13 protein-coding genes and 2 pseudogenes are annotated in these 14,898 nt (G+C 56.0%); 6 read left to right on the top strand and 9 right to left on the bottom strand.

What is annotated here, in order from left to right:
* Positions 1-168: 168 nt before the first annotated feature.
* Both BJF91_RS11185 and BJF91_RS11180 read right to left on the bottom strand, forming a co-directional pair.
* Positions 169-612 carry a hypothetical protein gene (locus tag BJF91_RS11185; protein ID WP_075614620.1) on the bottom strand — a complete coding sequence of 148 codons (444 nt, stop codon included), beginning with the start codon at positions 610-612 and terminating at the stop codon, positions 169-171.
* Positions 613-1,104: 492 nt separating this feature from the next.
* Positions 1,105-1,677: a type II toxin-antitoxin system VapC family toxin gene (locus BJF91_RS11180; RefSeq protein WP_075614619.1), complete on the bottom strand. Its 573-nt coding sequence runs from the start codon at positions 1,675-1,677 to the stop codon at positions 1,105-1,107.
* 102 nt (positions 1,678-1,779) lie between these two features.
* Between BJF91_RS11180 and BJF91_RS11175 the strand changes: the two genes are divergently transcribed.
* Positions 1,780-1,992 (top strand): hypothetical protein, encoded by a 213-nt coding sequence (locus BJF91_RS11175; RefSeq protein WP_075614618.1) that lies wholly within the window; start codon positions 1,780-1,782, stop codon positions 1,990-1,992.
* A gap of 45 nt (positions 1,993-2,037) precedes the next feature.
* Here the strand turns inward: BJF91_RS11175 and dinB are convergent.
* Together dinB and BJF91_RS11165 are read right to left on the bottom strand one after the other, a co-directional pair.
* Positions 2,038-3,168, bottom strand: a pseudogene (gene dinB, locus BJF91_RS11170) (DNA polymerase IV).
* 115 nt (positions 3,169-3,283) lie between these two features.
* Positions 3,284-4,756, bottom strand: a pseudogene (locus BJF91_RS11165) (ATP-dependent helicase); the annotation flags it as partial.
* 322 nt (positions 4,757-5,078) lie between these two features.
* Here BJF91_RS11165 and BJF91_RS11160 point away from each other — a divergent pair.
* Positions 5,079-5,609: a GNAT family N-acetyltransferase gene (locus BJF91_RS11160; protein ID WP_162843876.1), complete on the top strand. Its 531-nt coding sequence runs from the start codon at positions 5,079-5,081 to the stop codon at positions 5,607-5,609.
* A gap of 73 nt (positions 5,610-5,682) precedes the next feature.
* Here the strand turns inward: BJF91_RS11160 and BJF91_RS11155 are convergent, their stop codons facing one another.
* Positions 5,683-6,147, bottom strand: coding sequence for an Lrp/AsnC family transcriptional regulator (locus BJF91_RS11155; protein WP_075614616.1), 465 nt, complete (start codon positions 6,145-6,147; stop codon positions 5,683-5,685).
* Here BJF91_RS11155 and BJF91_RS11150 point away from each other — a divergent pair, their 5' ends adjacent.
* Positions 6,148-6,861, top strand: a complete 714-nt coding sequence (locus BJF91_RS11150; RefSeq protein WP_234801611.1) for a LysE family translocator — start codon at positions 6,148-6,150, stop codon at positions 6,859-6,861.
* A 152-nt stretch (positions 6,862-7,013) separates the two neighbouring features.
* On the opposite strand, the gene BJF91_RS11145 is transcribed toward BJF91_RS11150, so the two are convergent.
* Positions 7,014-7,544 carry an LON peptidase substrate-binding domain-containing protein gene (locus BJF91_RS11145; RefSeq protein ID WP_075614615.1) on the bottom strand — a complete coding sequence of 177 codons (531 nt, stop codon included), beginning with the start codon at positions 7,542-7,544 and terminating at the stop codon, positions 7,014-7,016.
* Between the two features lie 1,211 nt (positions 7,545-8,755).
* On the opposite strand from BJF91_RS11145, the gene BJF91_RS11135 reads away from it, so the two are divergent.
* The gene (locus BJF91_RS11135) at positions 8,756-11,368 is read left to right on the top strand and encodes an AAA family ATPase (protein WP_075614614.1); all 2,613 of its coding nucleotides are present in this window, start codon (positions 8,756-8,758) and stop codon (positions 11,366-11,368) included.
* Between the two features lie 822 nt (positions 11,369-12,190).
* Here the strand turns inward: BJF91_RS11135 and BJF91_RS11120 are convergent.
* The 3 genes from BJF91_RS11120 to BJF91_RS24985 all read right to left on the bottom strand — a co-directional run bounded on the left by BJF91_RS11120 (position 12,191) and on the right by BJF91_RS24985 (position 13,593).
* Positions 12,191-12,808, bottom strand: coding sequence for a hypothetical protein (locus BJF91_RS11120; protein ID WP_075614611.1), 618 nt, complete (start codon positions 12,806-12,808; stop codon positions 12,191-12,193).
* A 6-nt stretch (positions 12,809-12,814) separates the two neighbouring features.
* The gene (locus BJF91_RS11115) at positions 12,815-13,105 is read right to left on the bottom strand and encodes a thioredoxin domain-containing protein (protein ID WP_139310669.1); all 291 of its coding nucleotides are present in this window, start codon (positions 13,103-13,105) and stop codon (positions 12,815-12,817) included.
* A gap of 341 nt (positions 13,106-13,446) precedes the next feature.
* Positions 13,447-13,593 carry a hypothetical protein gene (locus BJF91_RS24985; protein ID WP_162843856.1) on the bottom strand — a complete coding sequence of 49 codons (147 nt, stop codon included), beginning with the start codon at positions 13,591-13,593 and terminating at the stop codon, positions 13,447-13,449.
* Positions 13,594-13,662: 69 nt separating this feature from the next.
* Here BJF91_RS24985 and BJF91_RS11110 point away from each other — a divergent pair, with 69 nt between their 5' ends.
* Together BJF91_RS11110 and BJF91_RS25310 are read left to right on the top strand one after the other, a co-directional pair.
* Positions 13,663-14,301, top strand: a complete 639-nt coding sequence (locus BJF91_RS11110; protein ID WP_075614609.1) for a glutathione S-transferase family protein — start codon at positions 13,663-13,665, stop codon at positions 14,299-14,301.
* A gap of 347 nt (positions 14,302-14,648) precedes the next feature.
* Positions 14,649-14,898, top strand: a 250-nt coding sequence (locus BJF91_RS25310) for a DUF1810 family protein (protein WP_234801610.1), incomplete at its 3' end; no start/stop codon positions are given.

Genomic DNA, 14,898 nt, shown 5'->3' with positions numbered 1-14,898 from the left:
TCTTAATCGCCTTCACTTCAAAGCCGCCTTGAGTGCGCGAGATTTTCTCGTGCCGAAAAATCTACGTGTTACTGATGTTGAATACAAAAAGGTTCTGGGCTGCCGCTCATAGGTAGGCTGTGGCAGCTAATTGGCGCGCCCTGGTTATCGAGTGATGCGCCAATAAATTCAGGCTGCAAGCCAAAAAGAGAGATACGACGAATCGATATAAAGCAAAGTTTTCTCGCCGACTGGCCAAATTTGTATGTTAATGTCGACGTGATTGTATTCTATGCCATTCATTTTGATGGCATTACCGCCATGAAAATCTCCTGGGTTATGTGCGGGACCCTCGAAATAATTAACATTGCTATTTTGCGATCCTATTGCGACCTGGGCTGGTCCTGTTGTTGCCTCTGGGAGCTGGTCAAGCAGCTTGATTATAACGCGGTTGTCGAATGTGCCGGACAGGATAGTGACGTTGACGCTGAGATCTACTTCGAAGTCAGATATCGAATTGACCGTGATCGTACCGCAGGGGGACATGGTGCCACCGGATCTCCACTGCCATGATGCTTCCAGGGCTGCCCCGGTAGTCCAATTCGTTCCTAAGAATTGATTAGTTGTGGCCATGTCAAATCTCCTGTTGCGGGAATATATGCTTCTTACTCTCTTAACGTGATTGCCGTTCATTAAAATCAAGTTACCGTTGAAAGATGGCCGGCCCGGATGGCCTCGAAGGGCGGTCTGTTGGTTTGAAAACGGTCCGTAACTCATTGAAATTGATAAGTGGCCATCCATAAAGGTTTGGAAACTCGCCATTGTTTTTATTAAATTAAAATGAGACTTCTAAGCAGGTTGTCGCAGGTTCGATTCCTGCAGGGGTCGCCAATACATGGGTTAACGTCTTGAAATTATTGTGGGTGCGACTGATTTCGCCGATCTGGTTTGTCCCTGTGCTGACTGATCTGGTCATTTCGCTGGATTTGATTTGGGCATATCCGATTCGACAACGGGTTTTTCCGTTCGAGCAATGACATTTTACGGTGGCGTCGAAAGGCTCATCCCCGAGAAGAGATAGTCGGGGTGCGTCATCTTTCAGCCGGCCATCTGGCCGGGCGATGTTCAGGAAGCGCCTAAAGCTCCGCGTGCCTGCGGTAATGTTGGCAGGTCAATGGGAACGGCGGGTTCAATTGTCCATTTAGAGGTGATTGGGTCGTAGACGCCCGGAAGCTTGAAGAAGCTGTCTATGAGCTGGTAGTCGCAATCGCACGTGACGATGGGTATGCCGTGCGAGATGGCTATGGCCGCGATCAGAAGGTCCTGGCTGATCCTGTTGTGTTTCGAGTACGGCTTGACGTACCAGATGTTTTTCAACGCTTTTGTTGAGAGCATTCGTGCATAGATTTCTGCCGTCTCCTCCCCGGCGCCGAGGAAAATAAAGTCGGTTCTTATAATAGCGTCGATCGCGTCTCGTATTCTCTTCGCTTGGCTGGGGTCAAGAGCGAGTAGTGCGCCGCGCTTGATTTCGACCAGAACTGGGAAGCAGACGCAAAAGTCGACAGTGTCTGATGCTTCCTTCAGCCACTCCGTTAGGCCGACCGGCGGCCTCACTCTGGCTCGTGCGCTCAGAATGTTGGTGTCCAGCAGCAACAACGGCCTGGCCCGGTCCAAGGGGCTTTGATCGCCATTGAACATCGTTCCGCTCGAAAAACCAAGAATTGCTCTGAATCGAAGAAAACAGTAGATTGATGTCGGCGTCAAAAACTAACTTGGGCGCCTACGGAATTTTGGTTGTCGATGAAGCACGAACAAGCTCCGATCAAGGATTTCTGCACTCGGGAAGAATTCGAAGCCGATCCCGCTCGGGTTCTTGACGCCGCCATTCAGGCGCCCGTTGTCGTTAAGGCTCCTAACGGACGGTTCACCATCGAATTTGTACTGGGTGAGAAGCGGTCGGTCGGGGAATGGGCGACTTCTCCTGGGCAGTTGGAAGACGGGGATTCTTTCTGATAGAGGCAAGGCCTCTTTAGCTGGTCTGCGGTAGGATCGCCATTTTCAGAAAAGCGCCAACTGCCCGTCTGTCGACGCAGACCCTTCGCTTTCAGTGAGGACATCGTCACTCCCAGCAGTCGACTTCCCTTCGACAACAGGAAACACATCCTCCAGCAGGTCGGCTACGTTATCGAGCAGTTCATCTTGTGAGGCGATCGCTCCTGGAAAAGTGAGCGGCTGCGGTTATCTGCTGGAAGTCTGCAAACGTGACCTTCAAGGTAACTGTACGGTCACCCATTCCCTTTGCCTCGCAATGCCGCCACACCTTCTCCGTCAGTGGTGCCAGTTCCGCCTTCGCGGCCGCGAAGTCGAAGAGATCAACCCTGAAGGTATCTTCTGCCCCGATCGACTTGCGGGGTCGGTCAGGCTGCACGGGTCTCTCATCGATGCCGCGCGAGATGCGGTAATACCATGTGCCGGACTTGCCGAAGTTTGCGGTCAGAAATTCCAGCGGCTTTGCGCTGAGATCGGCGCCCGTGACGATTCCAAGCCGCTCCATCTTGGCGGCCGTCGCAGGGCCAATGCCATAAAACTTCTTGACTGGAAGCGATGCCACGAAACCCGGTCCGGCCTTTGGTGTGATGACCGCCTGGCCATTCAGCTTGTTGAGGTCGCTCGCCATCTTCGCCAGGAACTTGCAGTACGAGATACCGGCCGAGGCATTGAGATCGGTGACTTCCTTGATGCGGGCGCGGATCCGTGTCGCGATCTCGGTGGCTATGGCGATGCCGTGCTTGTTGTCGATGACGTGGAGATAGGCTTCGTCCAGCGACAGGGGCTCGATAAGGTCGGTATATTCTGCAAAGATCTCGCGGATCTGGGCGGAGACGGCGCGGTAGACATCGAAGCGCGGCTTGACGAAGATGAGCTCTGGGCAGCGGCGTCTGGCGGTCACAGAGGGCAGGGCCGAGCGCACACCGAAGGCCGCGCTTCGTAGCTCGCCGCCGCCACGACACCACGTGCTTCCGATCCGCCGACCGCCACCGGCTGGCCGCGCAGATCGGGATTGCCGCGCTGTTCGACCGAAGCATAAAAGGCGTCCATGTCGACATGGATGATCTTGCGCAGGCGAGGGGGTGACAAGCCTTCTAGGATGTCATTCGTTGTCACCGTGGCTGCTTCAGTCGTCGGCATGACATGCCTCAGATCTGAGGCCAGGGACGGTCTTGGCGGGCGGATCGACCAGGACCAGACTATCGTCAGGGAGCGGGCGCTGAAGGTGTTTCACCGCTTCCCATTCGGCGCTCAGCCAGCCGCCTTCCGCTTTGCGTAGACCTGACAGCAAAGTCACAAAGGCTGGCCAGTCATCGCCGGTCTTCGGCGGTGGCGGGATTTCCGCGAGCGCCTGCAGGGGCTCCGGATCGGTGGTGATCGCGTCGAGAATCTTCGCCGATCTATGTGGTCCGATACCCGGCAGCATCTGCAGAAGCCGGAAGCCGGCCACGCGGTCCCGCGGGTTCTGGGCAAAGCGCAGTGTCGCTAGCAGGTCCTTCACATGCGCGCTGTCGAGGAACTTCAAACCGCCGAACTTGACGAAGGGGATGTTGCGCCGTGTCAGCTCCACTTCCAGCGCGCCGCTATGGCTGGAGGTGCGGAACAGCACAGCCTGCTGCTTCAATGCGACGCCGACCTCCCGAGCGGCGAGAACCTGCTCGACGATGTAATTGGCCTGGTCCGTCTCATCCTTGACCGTGACCAGCCAGGGGCGTTGCTCGGACTGGCGGTCGGTCCAGAGGTTCTTGGTGAACCGCTCACGCGCCAGATCGATGACACCATTGGCAGCCGCAAGGATCGGGTGCGTCGAACGGTAGTTGCGATCGAGCGTGATGACGTCTGCGGGCCTCGGCGAAAATTTCTTGGGAAAGTCGAGAATGTTGCGAACCGTCGCCGCCCGGAAGGAATAGATCGACTGGGCATCGTCGCCAACGACGGTCAGCCCACGCCCGCCGGGCTTGAGAGCCATCAGGATCGAGGCCTGCAGACGATTGGTATCCTGATATTCATCGACAAGGACATGATCAAACCGCCCGCCGATATCAGCGGCAAGCTCGGCATCCGAGACCATCTGTGCCCAGTAGAGCAGGAGATCATCGTAATCGAGGACGTTCTGTGCCTGCTTGGCATCGACGTAACCGGCAAAGAGCTGCTTCAACTGCTCTTCCCAATTGATCGCCCAGGGGTAGGCCGACTTGAGCACCTCCTTGATGGAGGTCTCGGCGTTGACTACGCGTGAGTAGATCGCAAGGCAGGTTCCCTTGGTAGGGAAACGGCTCTCGGTCTTGGAGAAGCCCAGTTCATGCCGGACGAGGTTCATCAGGTCGGCGCTGTCTTCGCGATCGTGAATGGTGAAGTCGATATTCAGCCCAATCTGCTCGGCATACATCCGCAACAACCGCGCGCCGATACCATGAAACGTGCCTGCCCAGGCGAGCGCGTCCGTTATGACGCCTGCATTGTCGCCCAGCACCTGCCGACAGATGCGCTCCACGCGGCGCGCCATCTCAGAGGCGGCACGGCGCGAAAACGTCATCAGCAGGATGCGCCGCGGATCGGCACCATTGACGATCAGGTGCGCGACCCTGTGGGCCAGCGCATTGGTCTTGCCCGAACCTGCGCCGGCGATGATCAGCAGCGGTCCGCCGACCACGTCATCAGCATTGCCGACCCCATGCACCACGGCTTCACGTTGCCGATCATTCAGTTTGTCGAGATAAGCCGCCATCTGTACCCGTGTATTGGTAAGACATTCAGCATACCTCGAGAGTCGCCGAACAAATCAGGAACATATCAGTGATAACTTTTGTTGGAAAGGCGAAAAGCAAGATCAGTTCACCCTGATCGTCCAGAATATTTGTCGGTAACGTGTTGTGCGAAATCCTGGCGTGCGACCGTCGATATTTATAGGATTAACCTCGGCTTGAAGGCGCGCAGCGTCTGATATGGGCCGACGGCTGTCATAGCGCAGAAGCGCCAACTGCATCATTGTGCAAACCCTGGTTTCGCGTAGACTACCTTCATCACACTCCGATTGAGGCGATAATGACCTGCATTGCCAAAGCCTGCGCCTACGGCCCGCGACGGCTGATGATGCCGCAGCCCGCTTTTCGTTGGGATACAACCAGGAAATTGTGCGGATGTTCGGTGTCAGCCATGCCGAAACCAAACCTATGACAATGGATGCAGCAGAAGTGTGGGCTCGTGCCTGCGCGGCTAATCCATACGTCTGGATCATTGAAGTTGCTGGGCAGTTCATTGGTCAAATCAAACTCCATAGTGTGAATGCTCAGGATCGACGAGCGTCTATGGCAATTGCGGTCTACGACCCCCAGCAGCTTGGAATGGGATTTGGAAGCGAAGCAATCCGACTGCTTTTGCACCACGCCTTCACGCAACTGAACCTCCACCGGATTGGCATACGGGTCCTAGCCTATAATGAGCGAGCTACCAGGGCCTACCAAAAGTGCGGCTTCATCGTTGAGAGACGCGAGCGGGAAACTGCATTCGTCGATGGCGTCAGGCAAGACGGCCTGATGATGGGGATACTTTCCAGAGAACTGCAATACCACGGTAGGTGAAGATTGCCCGTTTAGGGCTGAAGCGACCCGGCACCTTTGCGCCAACACCGGACACATGGTGCTTGCCCCGCGTTCAAACCGGAAGAGCAAACGTCTGCTTGATGACCTCGCTCGGAACGTCTGTCTTCACCGACTGAATACCGTTCTTGCGCGTCAGGTGCGTGGACTGGAAGCGGCGGTAGTCATCGAGATCGGCGACGACAACGCGCAGCAGCGCGTCACTCTCCCCCAGCATGATGTAGCATTCAACCACCTCCGGGAGAAGTCGCATTGCGGCGATGAAGAGGTCAATCGTCTCGGCATCCTGCGCCGTCAGCCAGACCCGCGAGAACATCGACAGGGGAAGGCCGACCTTCGCCTGGTCAACAACCGCGACGTATCGCTTGATAACCCCCGCCTCCTCCAAGACTTTCACCCGCCGAAGGCAAGGAGAAGGCGACAGGCCGACCTCCTTAGCCAGCTCGATGTTCTGCATCTTGCCGTCGCCTTGAAGAGCCTTCAGGATGCGCCTGTCGATCTCATCGAGCTTTTGAAGCATATGAATCCGCCCTTTTTTGGCATTGCGTGCCAATATATTCCTTTTTCAAGCAACATTAGCAACCCGATTGCGCTCGCATTCAGATACAACATTGATATGAACGCACATCTGCTCCTGCTCTTCTCCGCCACCGTTCTGCCGCTGATTTGCACACCTGGCCCCGACATGCTCTTCATCGCGTCCCAGGCCGTGTCCGGGGGATCGAAAGCCGGGCTGCGTGCAACGTTCGGCGTGGTGCTGGGCTACGGCGTTCACTCCCTGTTGGTCGCCCTTGGGCTTGCCGCCGTCGTCGCGGCCTCTCCCGTGCTGTTCGAGGCGATCAGATGGATCGGCATCGCCTACCTGCTCTTTCTCGCCTACAAACTTATCAGATCGGCCATGCAGTCCCAAGACATTGCCGTATCTGGACGGAAGGTCGAGAACCAGCTTTCCAAGGGCTTCCTGACGGCGCTCCTGAACCCAAAAGGCATGATGATCTACGTCGCCATCCTCCCCCAGTTCATGGACCATCAGGCGGGCAACGTGACCTTACAGGCCATCAGCCTGTCTCTCGCGTTCATGTTCTGGTGTGCGGTCGTTTACTCGATCCTGAGCCTTACTTTGTCCCGTCTCGGCGGTGGCAACCTCAACGACAAGAAGCGTAGGTTGATCGACGGAACAGCGGGCGGAATGATCCTGCTGGCCGCTGGGTTCATGGCATCTGCACAGCGCTAACTAGCTTCCAATATTTGCTGCTTCACTTCGATGCTGTTTGATAGCAACGGGGCAACTGTATCGGCTAAAAGGCTCGGGTCGCCGATAGAAGGTAGACTAAAGCGGGCCTTGGAGCCCGATGGAAGCGCGGAAAAATCAACTTCGGCATAGGCCTAGTAGCTATCGAGAACCGCACTCGAAAGTGCAACCGCCTCCTTCGATTGGCCACGCTGTTCTTCTATCGGCGCAATCTCCGCCGCCAAGTACTCGCCCTTAATGAGGCGAATAAGCTTTGTCCGCTTTAGTCCCCGCACAGTAGCCTTGAGAGCTCCATCCACCTGGGTTTGGCGGTCTACCACGCTCGCTATGACGCCTACCGAATGAAAGGCCTCGAGTGTGTCGGGATAATCATCTTTGCCATGTCTCTGGGCGACAATGAGGATGGGCTGATCGCTGCTGATCGCGCGCTCCACAGTTTGGCGAGATTTATCGCGTGCCACGAAAATTCGGGAGATCATATGCGGGAACAATACAAGATCACGCATAGGAACCAAGGGGATGCGTGCTTCGGAGAGATTCGGGGCACTGTCTCTCATAGAGGAAACAGGCAGATGTGCCGCTTCGTTAATCCTCGCGGCCAACACGTTCCAGTCTCGAAGGCCGAAAATACGAGCGACAAGCTCCTGGCTCTCACTGGTGGTCAAAACGACAGATTTGACCTGAAGTGCATCACGTAACGTTTCGCCATAGCTTTGGCATCGCGAAAATCGCGCATGAGATAATCCTTTGCGTCAAACGAACGAATATCGTCAGGAGCTTGCGTTGCTGACCCGTTCGTCCGGGCAAAGTGAGCCGTAGATGGCTCGATACATTCACCGTACCCCAACGGGGCGCAAGCAGCAGACTGTATCTACCGAACGCGATTGTGCGCAGAAGTCTTTCTGCTGTCAATCTCGGGTAGGCAGTGTCCGCTTTGGGCCGGATGCGGCCATGTCAGATGCCAGTTGCATTGCATGCCCACCGGCATTGCGCCCATTACACCCTTCACGTTGAGAACGAAGCGAAGGTCATCCGGGTGTTCCAGTCGAAGAAGAAGAGATAGCTGCCTGTGGCAAGGGCGCTCGGCCGCCTTGTCATCGGTCAGCAAATCGACGATGCGCTTCAAGACTCCGAAGCGGTCGTTGCCTACTTCGCGAGAGTGGGTCAAACTCAATAGAAATTCGCGAGAGGCATCCGATGCATTCAGGTGTAGGCCGCATCATCGTTTATACGAAGCGTATTCCCGAGATGGTCGCCTTCTATTCCGAGGCTTTCGGGTTCGTAGCCGTGCAACGACCGGGGGGACAGGCTCGTCGAGCTCCGTCCGAATGGCGACGGGGTCTCCATTCTGCTGCATCCTGCGGCCAAGACCCAAAAAGAGGGGCAAGCTCTTGTGAAACTTGTGTTCGATGTCGAGGACGTACCCGAGTTTGTTCGGTTTGCCTCCGATCGGGGACTTGCTTTCGGACCGGTTCACCAGGCCGATGGCTATGTATTCGCCAATGCCAAAGACCCGTCTGGCGATTCCGTTTCCATTTCAAGCCGTGCTTTTGTGGACCGATCTAGATGACGCTTGGCGATCGGGCCGCTCTTGCTCCAGATGCCCGCTAAGGACCGGAGGCAGCCTGTCGGCTTTGAACCAATTGATGGCCATGGCAGACATCGATCGGCATTCGGCATTGCGGTAAGCGGGGCACCGTTCGGGGTGTGTCCCGGAGTGAAATATGGGGGGAAAATCAACACACCGCTGGCGTCGGGCCTGCGTTTTGTTGATAACTACGAGTTCCGACACCCCATCGATTGCATGTTTCATGCGCTAGTATAGGTTGCGGGCTGCTGCCATTGTCGCAAAACACCTCCAAGTAAAGCTGTGATCATGCACCAAGCTGGCCCGCCGAAAACTGTGCCTCAAACGATACTGGATTGGTCGCAAGGGCGTCCACTGTGGCAGCGAGATGCACTGCGGCGTATTGTAACGGGTGGTACACTTGATGCTGCGGCCATCAACGAAGTTTTAGACCTCTGTAAGAAAGAGCACGGCGCGCCCGATATCTCACTGACGGCCGCAGCGCTGGAAGCGGTACATTTGCCTGCGAACCCCGGTAACGGCGCGACCATCACTTTGGTCTCCCTTGGCGATGTCGTCGGCGTGAATCAATTGGCTTCGAGGCAGACCCTTGCGTTCGAACAACAGGGCCTGACAGTTGTTTACGGACCCAACGGAGCCGGCAAATCGGGATATGGGCGAGTGTTGAAGCGCGCCTGCAGGGCACGCAAGGCCGGTGAAATCATGCCCGACGCTTTTTCCTTAACGACCGGCGGCAAGGCCACGGCCAGTTTTACAATCTCGCAAGACGGCGTGCAGCAGCCTGTGTTGCCGTGGGAGGACAACGCGAATCCTGATCCGGTGCTTTCTGCCGTCAGCGTGTTCGACCGCGAATGCGGCGCAGTCCACATCCAGGACAAGACAGAGGTTGCCTTCCGGCCGTTCGGGCTGGACATTCCCGACGACCTCGCGGCAGTCTGCACGCAAATCAAGGTGTTGCTGCAGAGCGAAGAGACCCAGTTCAAGGCGCTCCGCGATCCAGTGTTCGAGAAGCCTACTTGGGGGGCGACCACAGCGGTTGGGCGTATCATGTCCAATCTCAAGCACAATACCAAGCTGGAACCGCTGGCGAACCTCGCAGTCATGACCGATGTCGAACGGGCACGGCTCCAGCAACTCACCGAAGACCTCGCCAAAAATCCGGTTGAGGCGGCCGCCGAGCAGCACCAGTTCGCCGAAGGTATCGCGAGGCTCCTGCGCTATCTCAAGAAGGTTGAGGAATTCTACTCCGACGACGCTCTCAACACGCTGAAATCGTTTGCAGACGATGCCAGAACCAAACGGTTTGCCGCGACGATCGCAGCGGAAAACGCCTTCAAGGACGCCACCTTGCCCGGCGTCGGCGCGGAAGTATGGCGGGAGTTATGGGAGGCGGCACGGCACTATTCGAAGCATGTTGAACGGCAGTTCCCGCCGGCGGAAGGTGAACACTGCGTGCTGTGCCATCAGCCGCTAGACGCCGAGACCGGTGCGCGGCTGGGCGGCTTCGAGGGCTTCATCCGCGATGATACGGAAAAGCAGGCTGATACGGCCGAGAACGTCTACACGAAGACACTCAAGGAGTTCCGGACGCGTCAACCGGACATTCGACTAGTCGCGGACATACGGAGGTGGATTGCCATCCAGCACTCTGATGTAGCCGCCGGCGTGCTGCGCTTTATGGCCACCGCCGATCTACGCAGACTACAGTGTCTGCGAGATATCGAGCACAACGGTGTCATGACCCTGTCGCCGATGTCAGTAATCCCGGAAACAGAGCTGCTGGCACTTGAAAGTGACACCCGCACCTATGCCGGCCAGTTGGAGGCGGCAGCCGATGTCGGAGGCCGCCAGATCCTGCAGGCCGAGCATAACGAGCTCGAAGACCGAGCTGCAGCTACGGCCCTTCACGAGGTCGCCACGAAAGAAGTCGAGCGGCTGGAAAAGCTCGAGCGCATTGCCAAGTGCCTGAGCCAGACAGCGACGACCTCTATCACGAAACTTGGCAACGAACTTGCCGATGACATCATCACTCCCCGGATGCGTGACCGCTTCCAGAGAGAGATTGTCAGGCTTGCGGCGGAAAAGGTGCGTGTTGAGGTGGTGCGTTCCGGCGGCCAGTACGGCTCGCCAAACTACCAGATCCGTCTGTTCGCAAATCCCAAGACCAAGGTGCATCTGGTGCTGAGCGAAGGCGAGCAAACCTGCGTAGCACTGGCAGCGTTCCTAACCGAGCTCGCGACAGCCACACACAAATCCGCACTCATCTTCGACGACCCTGTTACATCGCTCGACCACCGCTGGCGCAAGAAGGTAGCGCAAAGGCTCGTGGACGAGGCGAAGGAACGTCAAATCATTGTTTTCACCCACGACCTGGTGTTCGTGAACGACCTGAATGACAGTGCCCGCGGCCAAGGCATTCCCGCCAAGCTTGCAAACCTCTCACGCGGCCCGGAAGGTACCGGTATCGTGGGCGATGGATTGCCGTGGGATCATGCTGGCGTCAAGGCGCGCCTGGATCGGCTCGAGAAAGACCAACGGGCTGCCAAGACTCTTTATGATGCCAACGACGAAGACGCCTACCGCAGCTCCGCCGTCAGACTTTACGGTTTTCTGCGGGCTACGTGGGAGCGCGCGCTCGAGGAGATCGTTTTCGCGGGTGTGCTGATGCGGCACCGGGACTACATTGATACCAAGCATTTGAAGAAGGTCACCGCGCTCTTGGAGACGGATACGGAAGCGTTCCGAGCAGCGTTCAAGAAATGCAGCGACATCATCGAGGCGCATGATCCGTCGCGCGTTCGTAATGAGGAGCCACCGCCGCCATCGGAGATCTCGGACGATATTAAGGCCCTAAAGGACTGGGCAGACGCTCTTCGAATTCGGCAGAATGCAGTAGCATAGTCATTCTGAGGCCCTCAAAAGGCCGCCGACGGAATCCGTTTCCAGAACGTGATCCGAAAAGCTGCAGTTCAATGCCTATCTGCCGATCGCGGCTTACGACCCATATGGGCCATTCAGAAACAAGCTCAACAGTCCTGAAAGCAGCATTAGTGGCATGCGCTCGCTTCGGTCATTGACGCTCTTCGATATTGCCTCAAGCTGGTGGTATCGCTCAGGGGTGTTCGGCGGAGCGCCGACACTCACTTGGCACGGATAGACCTGGAAAAGTCGCGGATTTGCATTTCTCCGGACGCGAGCCGGAATGCTGTTCAGTCGCCGCTCTTCTTGTAATCGCTGGCACTCCATATACAACGCTGCGGTTGAGCCGGTCCCTTGCGGGCGATTCATAAGTGGTGCTGGCTTTGGTTCACTTTCGGGGAGGCACAGGTGGTCGTAGTTTGTCGCATCCCGCATCTTGACGAGATGGAGCACTGTCAGCGTTCGGCACTCTGGCGACTGCAGGAAGTGCTGGCCCTTGCGCGTGTCTTCGGGGGTTGCCATGGCTCAACCCCTCCGCGATCCGGAGGAAGGTCGGGCGTATTTCTAAGCCGCCGCCCAAGGTACTGATGGCTAACACGGCGGCGTGGGACGGATGGGCGATGGCGGTGGTGATGGTCATGTTTAGGCTCCAGAAGTCGACGGCAGACACAGCGGATCGGCGGCCGATTACGACCGCCGGAAAATCAGAGCTGTATGCGTATCATCCTGAACATGACCCAAGTTCTTACCTGGAATCTTATGATGAGTTGATCGGAGGAGGATCAGATGGTTAACGGGCTTGCCCTACGCTGCAAGCGCCGCCGCCATCCTGCGCAACTCGGGCATCATCCGCGGCTCTTCAGGTTCAACGATTTCCGAGGCAATATCCATGACGATGGACTTGACCAACGTTGTCTTATTCAACGCACTCTTCTTGACGAGCTCGTTAAACTCGTCGCCAACGCGCGGGGTCACTTTCATCGAAAGACGCTTAGACGGTGTATCGTGCCAGCTTTTCCACTTCTCGCGATGGACCTCTGCGTTTCTGCGAAGCCTCTCCACCAAGGAATCGTCGTTTACAGACCTGTGCACGAAGTACGCGATCAGTGACTTTCGAAGGATCACGCCAGCCGAAGGATCGATCCGATAGGACGCTAGGTCCAACGTGTCCATAAACGGCGCAGCCATAACCACTTCCAGGGGTCTGGAGGCAATCTCGCGAGCAACACGGATTGCTGGCGTCGACTGCGGCGGGATAGCCACAACGGTACCACACTCGTCGCAGGTAGCCGCCATGATCTGCTTCGCTACGCCGATCCCGCTTTCGAAAGGCACATCGTGATAGTCGAAAGTCGTCGCAACAACTTTTCGGCACTTTTCGCAGAGCGCCTTGCTCTTATCTCCAGCATACCAGATTTTCATGTTCGCCTACCTTGATGGATGTACACTTATGAAGACCGTGTCAGGGTCAACGAAATAGAATTTTATGTACCAGTCATCTCGCTTGAGGATGTGTACTTCAACGCCCTTGAACTCATGGTGTTCAGAACTCTCATGATGCGTACCATTGCACCTATCGATGATCTTTATCAGGTCCTCGGGGGAAATATCGCCGGTCATCAAGGCATTCTTGTCCTCGATGCTCCCACGAGCCGCATGCTGATAAGTACCTTCCTTTAGTGCCTTGATGACGCGATACGTGACGCCCTTGAAAGCCATTTCACCCTCAATATACGAAGTTCTTCGTAAAAATCAACATGAAAGACACGCCGAAAGCGAGAAAGTCGCGCGCCCGAGACAATCCCTACCGCTCAACCCTTATCAAACTGACAACGAATGCGCGCATTGGGCGCTATGAAAACGCCTAGCGGAATCACTCTCAAATTCAAATACGTAGGCCACTTTCGGTGGTTTTTGCTACCTAATGCCGGGAATTTCCGAAGCAGTGGCCCGGTTTTTTGTTCAACGAGTGGCTGCCAGGTACGCTTCACTGCGTCTCTCACTTCAGGCCCTTCAACAAGATCGATATATTCTATCTCGATGCCTCGAAACTGATGGAGTCACCATGGTACCGGCGCGGCAGCAAGATCGAGGCCATCCACGAAGGCCTCGATGAAGCGGACCGGGTTGTCCTGCCCCACGTAATCGTCCACCGCCTCCGGCAGAAGCAGCAATTGCGCGCGATCTGTTCCTGAAAGATGTGCCATGCCATAAACTACCATGGACGCGGCTTGCTTTGAATCCCAACGCGTTCGCACTTGCACGAAGGTGAGCAGATGACAGCAAAACCGCGCCTGTTTGGAGCAGATTACAGCGTTTACGTCCGGATTGCTCGACTGTGCCTGATTGAGAAAGGCATCGAACATCAACTTGTTCCGCTCGATATCTTTGCAGATGGTGGACCTCCAGCCGACTATTTAGCGAAGCACCCGTTCGGACGGATTCCTGCATTCGAGCATGAAAAGTTTAGTCTCTATGAGACCAGTGCGATCACTCGATATATCGATGAAGCTTTCGACGGCCCGCAACTTCAGCCCGTAGACCCGGTACACCGTGCAAGATGCAATCAGTTAATGAGCATTGCTGACAACTATGCGTATCCTAACCTGGTGTGGGGAGTTTACGTGGAGCGGATATCAAAGCCTGGCAGAGGCGTTCCCACCGACGAGGACAAGTTCTTCGCGGCGCTCCCGAAAGCACGGAACTGCTTGGCCGCGATGTCTCAATTGATGAGAGATGCCCCATGGTTCGTTGGCGAGCAACTAACCCTAGCTGATTTGTACGTCGCTCCCATGTTCGACTATTTCCTTATGACATCCGAGGGGGCAGAACTCATCCGCGAACACGCAAACCTACAGGAATGGTGGGCACGCATGGCATCACGTCCTTCCATGGCCGCAACTAAACCGTCTTAGTTTTCAGACGGTCTGCCCAATTAAAGCGACACTTGCTTTCCCGACTTTTTCGACGTCGCACAATAGGCAGTTCGCCGGCAATCGCAAATGTCCGCTTCGAGGGCGCAAAGCGGACCATGAGTGAAAGCAATCTCCAGGTTCTCTTTTGGTCCTACCGTAGTTGGTCAGGACAGTTAGTCGAGCTCAAGTTTTTCCGGGCCGCCGCGTGTCTGCTAGGGTTTTGATTCCGTTTTCAAATCTCCGAACTGTCAATTCTTAGGACTGAATTCCTGCCGCTCAGTTGTATTGACTCCTCGGCCGGAACATAGAATGAACAAACGTATTTTAAGGACGGAGTTCCGTCTTCAATGACCGCGATTTCGGAAGAATTCGTGACCTATGTCGGCTGGGGGCTGCATGATCGCGTAGTTGGAAATGGACCGACGCGGTTATCGTCTCCTACCAACCCGAATTTCACACGGCGAGCGAAAGACAAAGAAATGGGATTTGACTTGGGGCGGTTCGTCAAAGCGCAATACGAGGTATATGACAACGCTTTGCAAGAACTGCGTGATGGCAAAAAGAAGTCGCACTGGATGTGGTTCATCTTTCCGCAAA

This window comes from Gillisella taibaishanensis (genome assembly GCF_001938985.1).
Classification (GTDB): domain Bacteria; phylum Pseudomonadota; class Alphaproteobacteria; order Rhizobiales; family Rhizobiaceae; genus Allorhizobium; species Allorhizobium taibaishanense.
The sequence above is the reverse complement of the archived record's forward strand: the minus strand, read 5'-3'. Positions and strand labels throughout refer to the sequence as shown.

What these genes read in the sequence shown, in the direction of transcription:
- BJF91_RS11175 (WP_075614618.1), top strand. Translation starts at nt 1,780, where the DNA reads ATGAAGCACGAACAAGCTCCGATCAAGGATTTCTGCACTCGGGAAGAA.
- BJF91_RS11120 (WP_075614611.1), bottom strand. Translation starts at nt 12,808, where the DNA reads ATGAAAATCTGGTATGCTGGAGATAAGAGCAAGGCGCTCTGCGAAAAG.
- BJF91_RS11110 (WP_075614609.1), top strand. Translation starts at nt 13,663, where the DNA reads ATGACAGCAAAACCGCGCCTGTTTGGAGCAGATTACAGCGTTTACGTC.
- BJF91_RS11135 (WP_075614614.1), top strand. Translation starts at nt 8,756, where the DNA reads ATGCACCAAGCTGGCCCGCCGAAAACTGTGCCTCAAACGATACTGGAT.
- BJF91_RS11155 (WP_075614616.1), bottom strand. Translation starts at nt 6,147, where the DNA reads ATGCTTCAAAAGCTCGATGAGATCGACAGGCGCATCCTGAAGGCTCTT.
- BJF91_RS24985 (WP_162843856.1), bottom strand. Translation starts at nt 13,593, where the DNA reads ATGGCACATCTTTCAGGAACAGATCGCGCGCAATTGCTGCTTCTGCCG.
- BJF91_RS11185 (WP_075614620.1), bottom strand. Translation starts at nt 612, where the DNA reads ATGGCCACAACTAATCAATTCTTAGGAACGAATTGGACTACCGGGGCA.
- BJF91_RS11150 (WP_234801611.1), top strand. Translation starts at nt 6,148, where the DNA reads ATGAATCCGCCCTTTTTTGGCATTGCGTGCCAATATATTCCTTTTTCA.
- BJF91_RS11180 (WP_075614619.1), bottom strand. Translation starts at nt 1,677, where the DNA reads ATGTTCAATGGCGATCAAAGCCCCTTGGACCGGGCCAGGCCGTTGTTG.
- BJF91_RS11115 (WP_139310669.1), bottom strand. Translation starts at nt 13,105, where the DNA reads ATGGCTTTCAAGGGCGTCACGTATCGCGTCATCAAGGCACTAAAGGAA.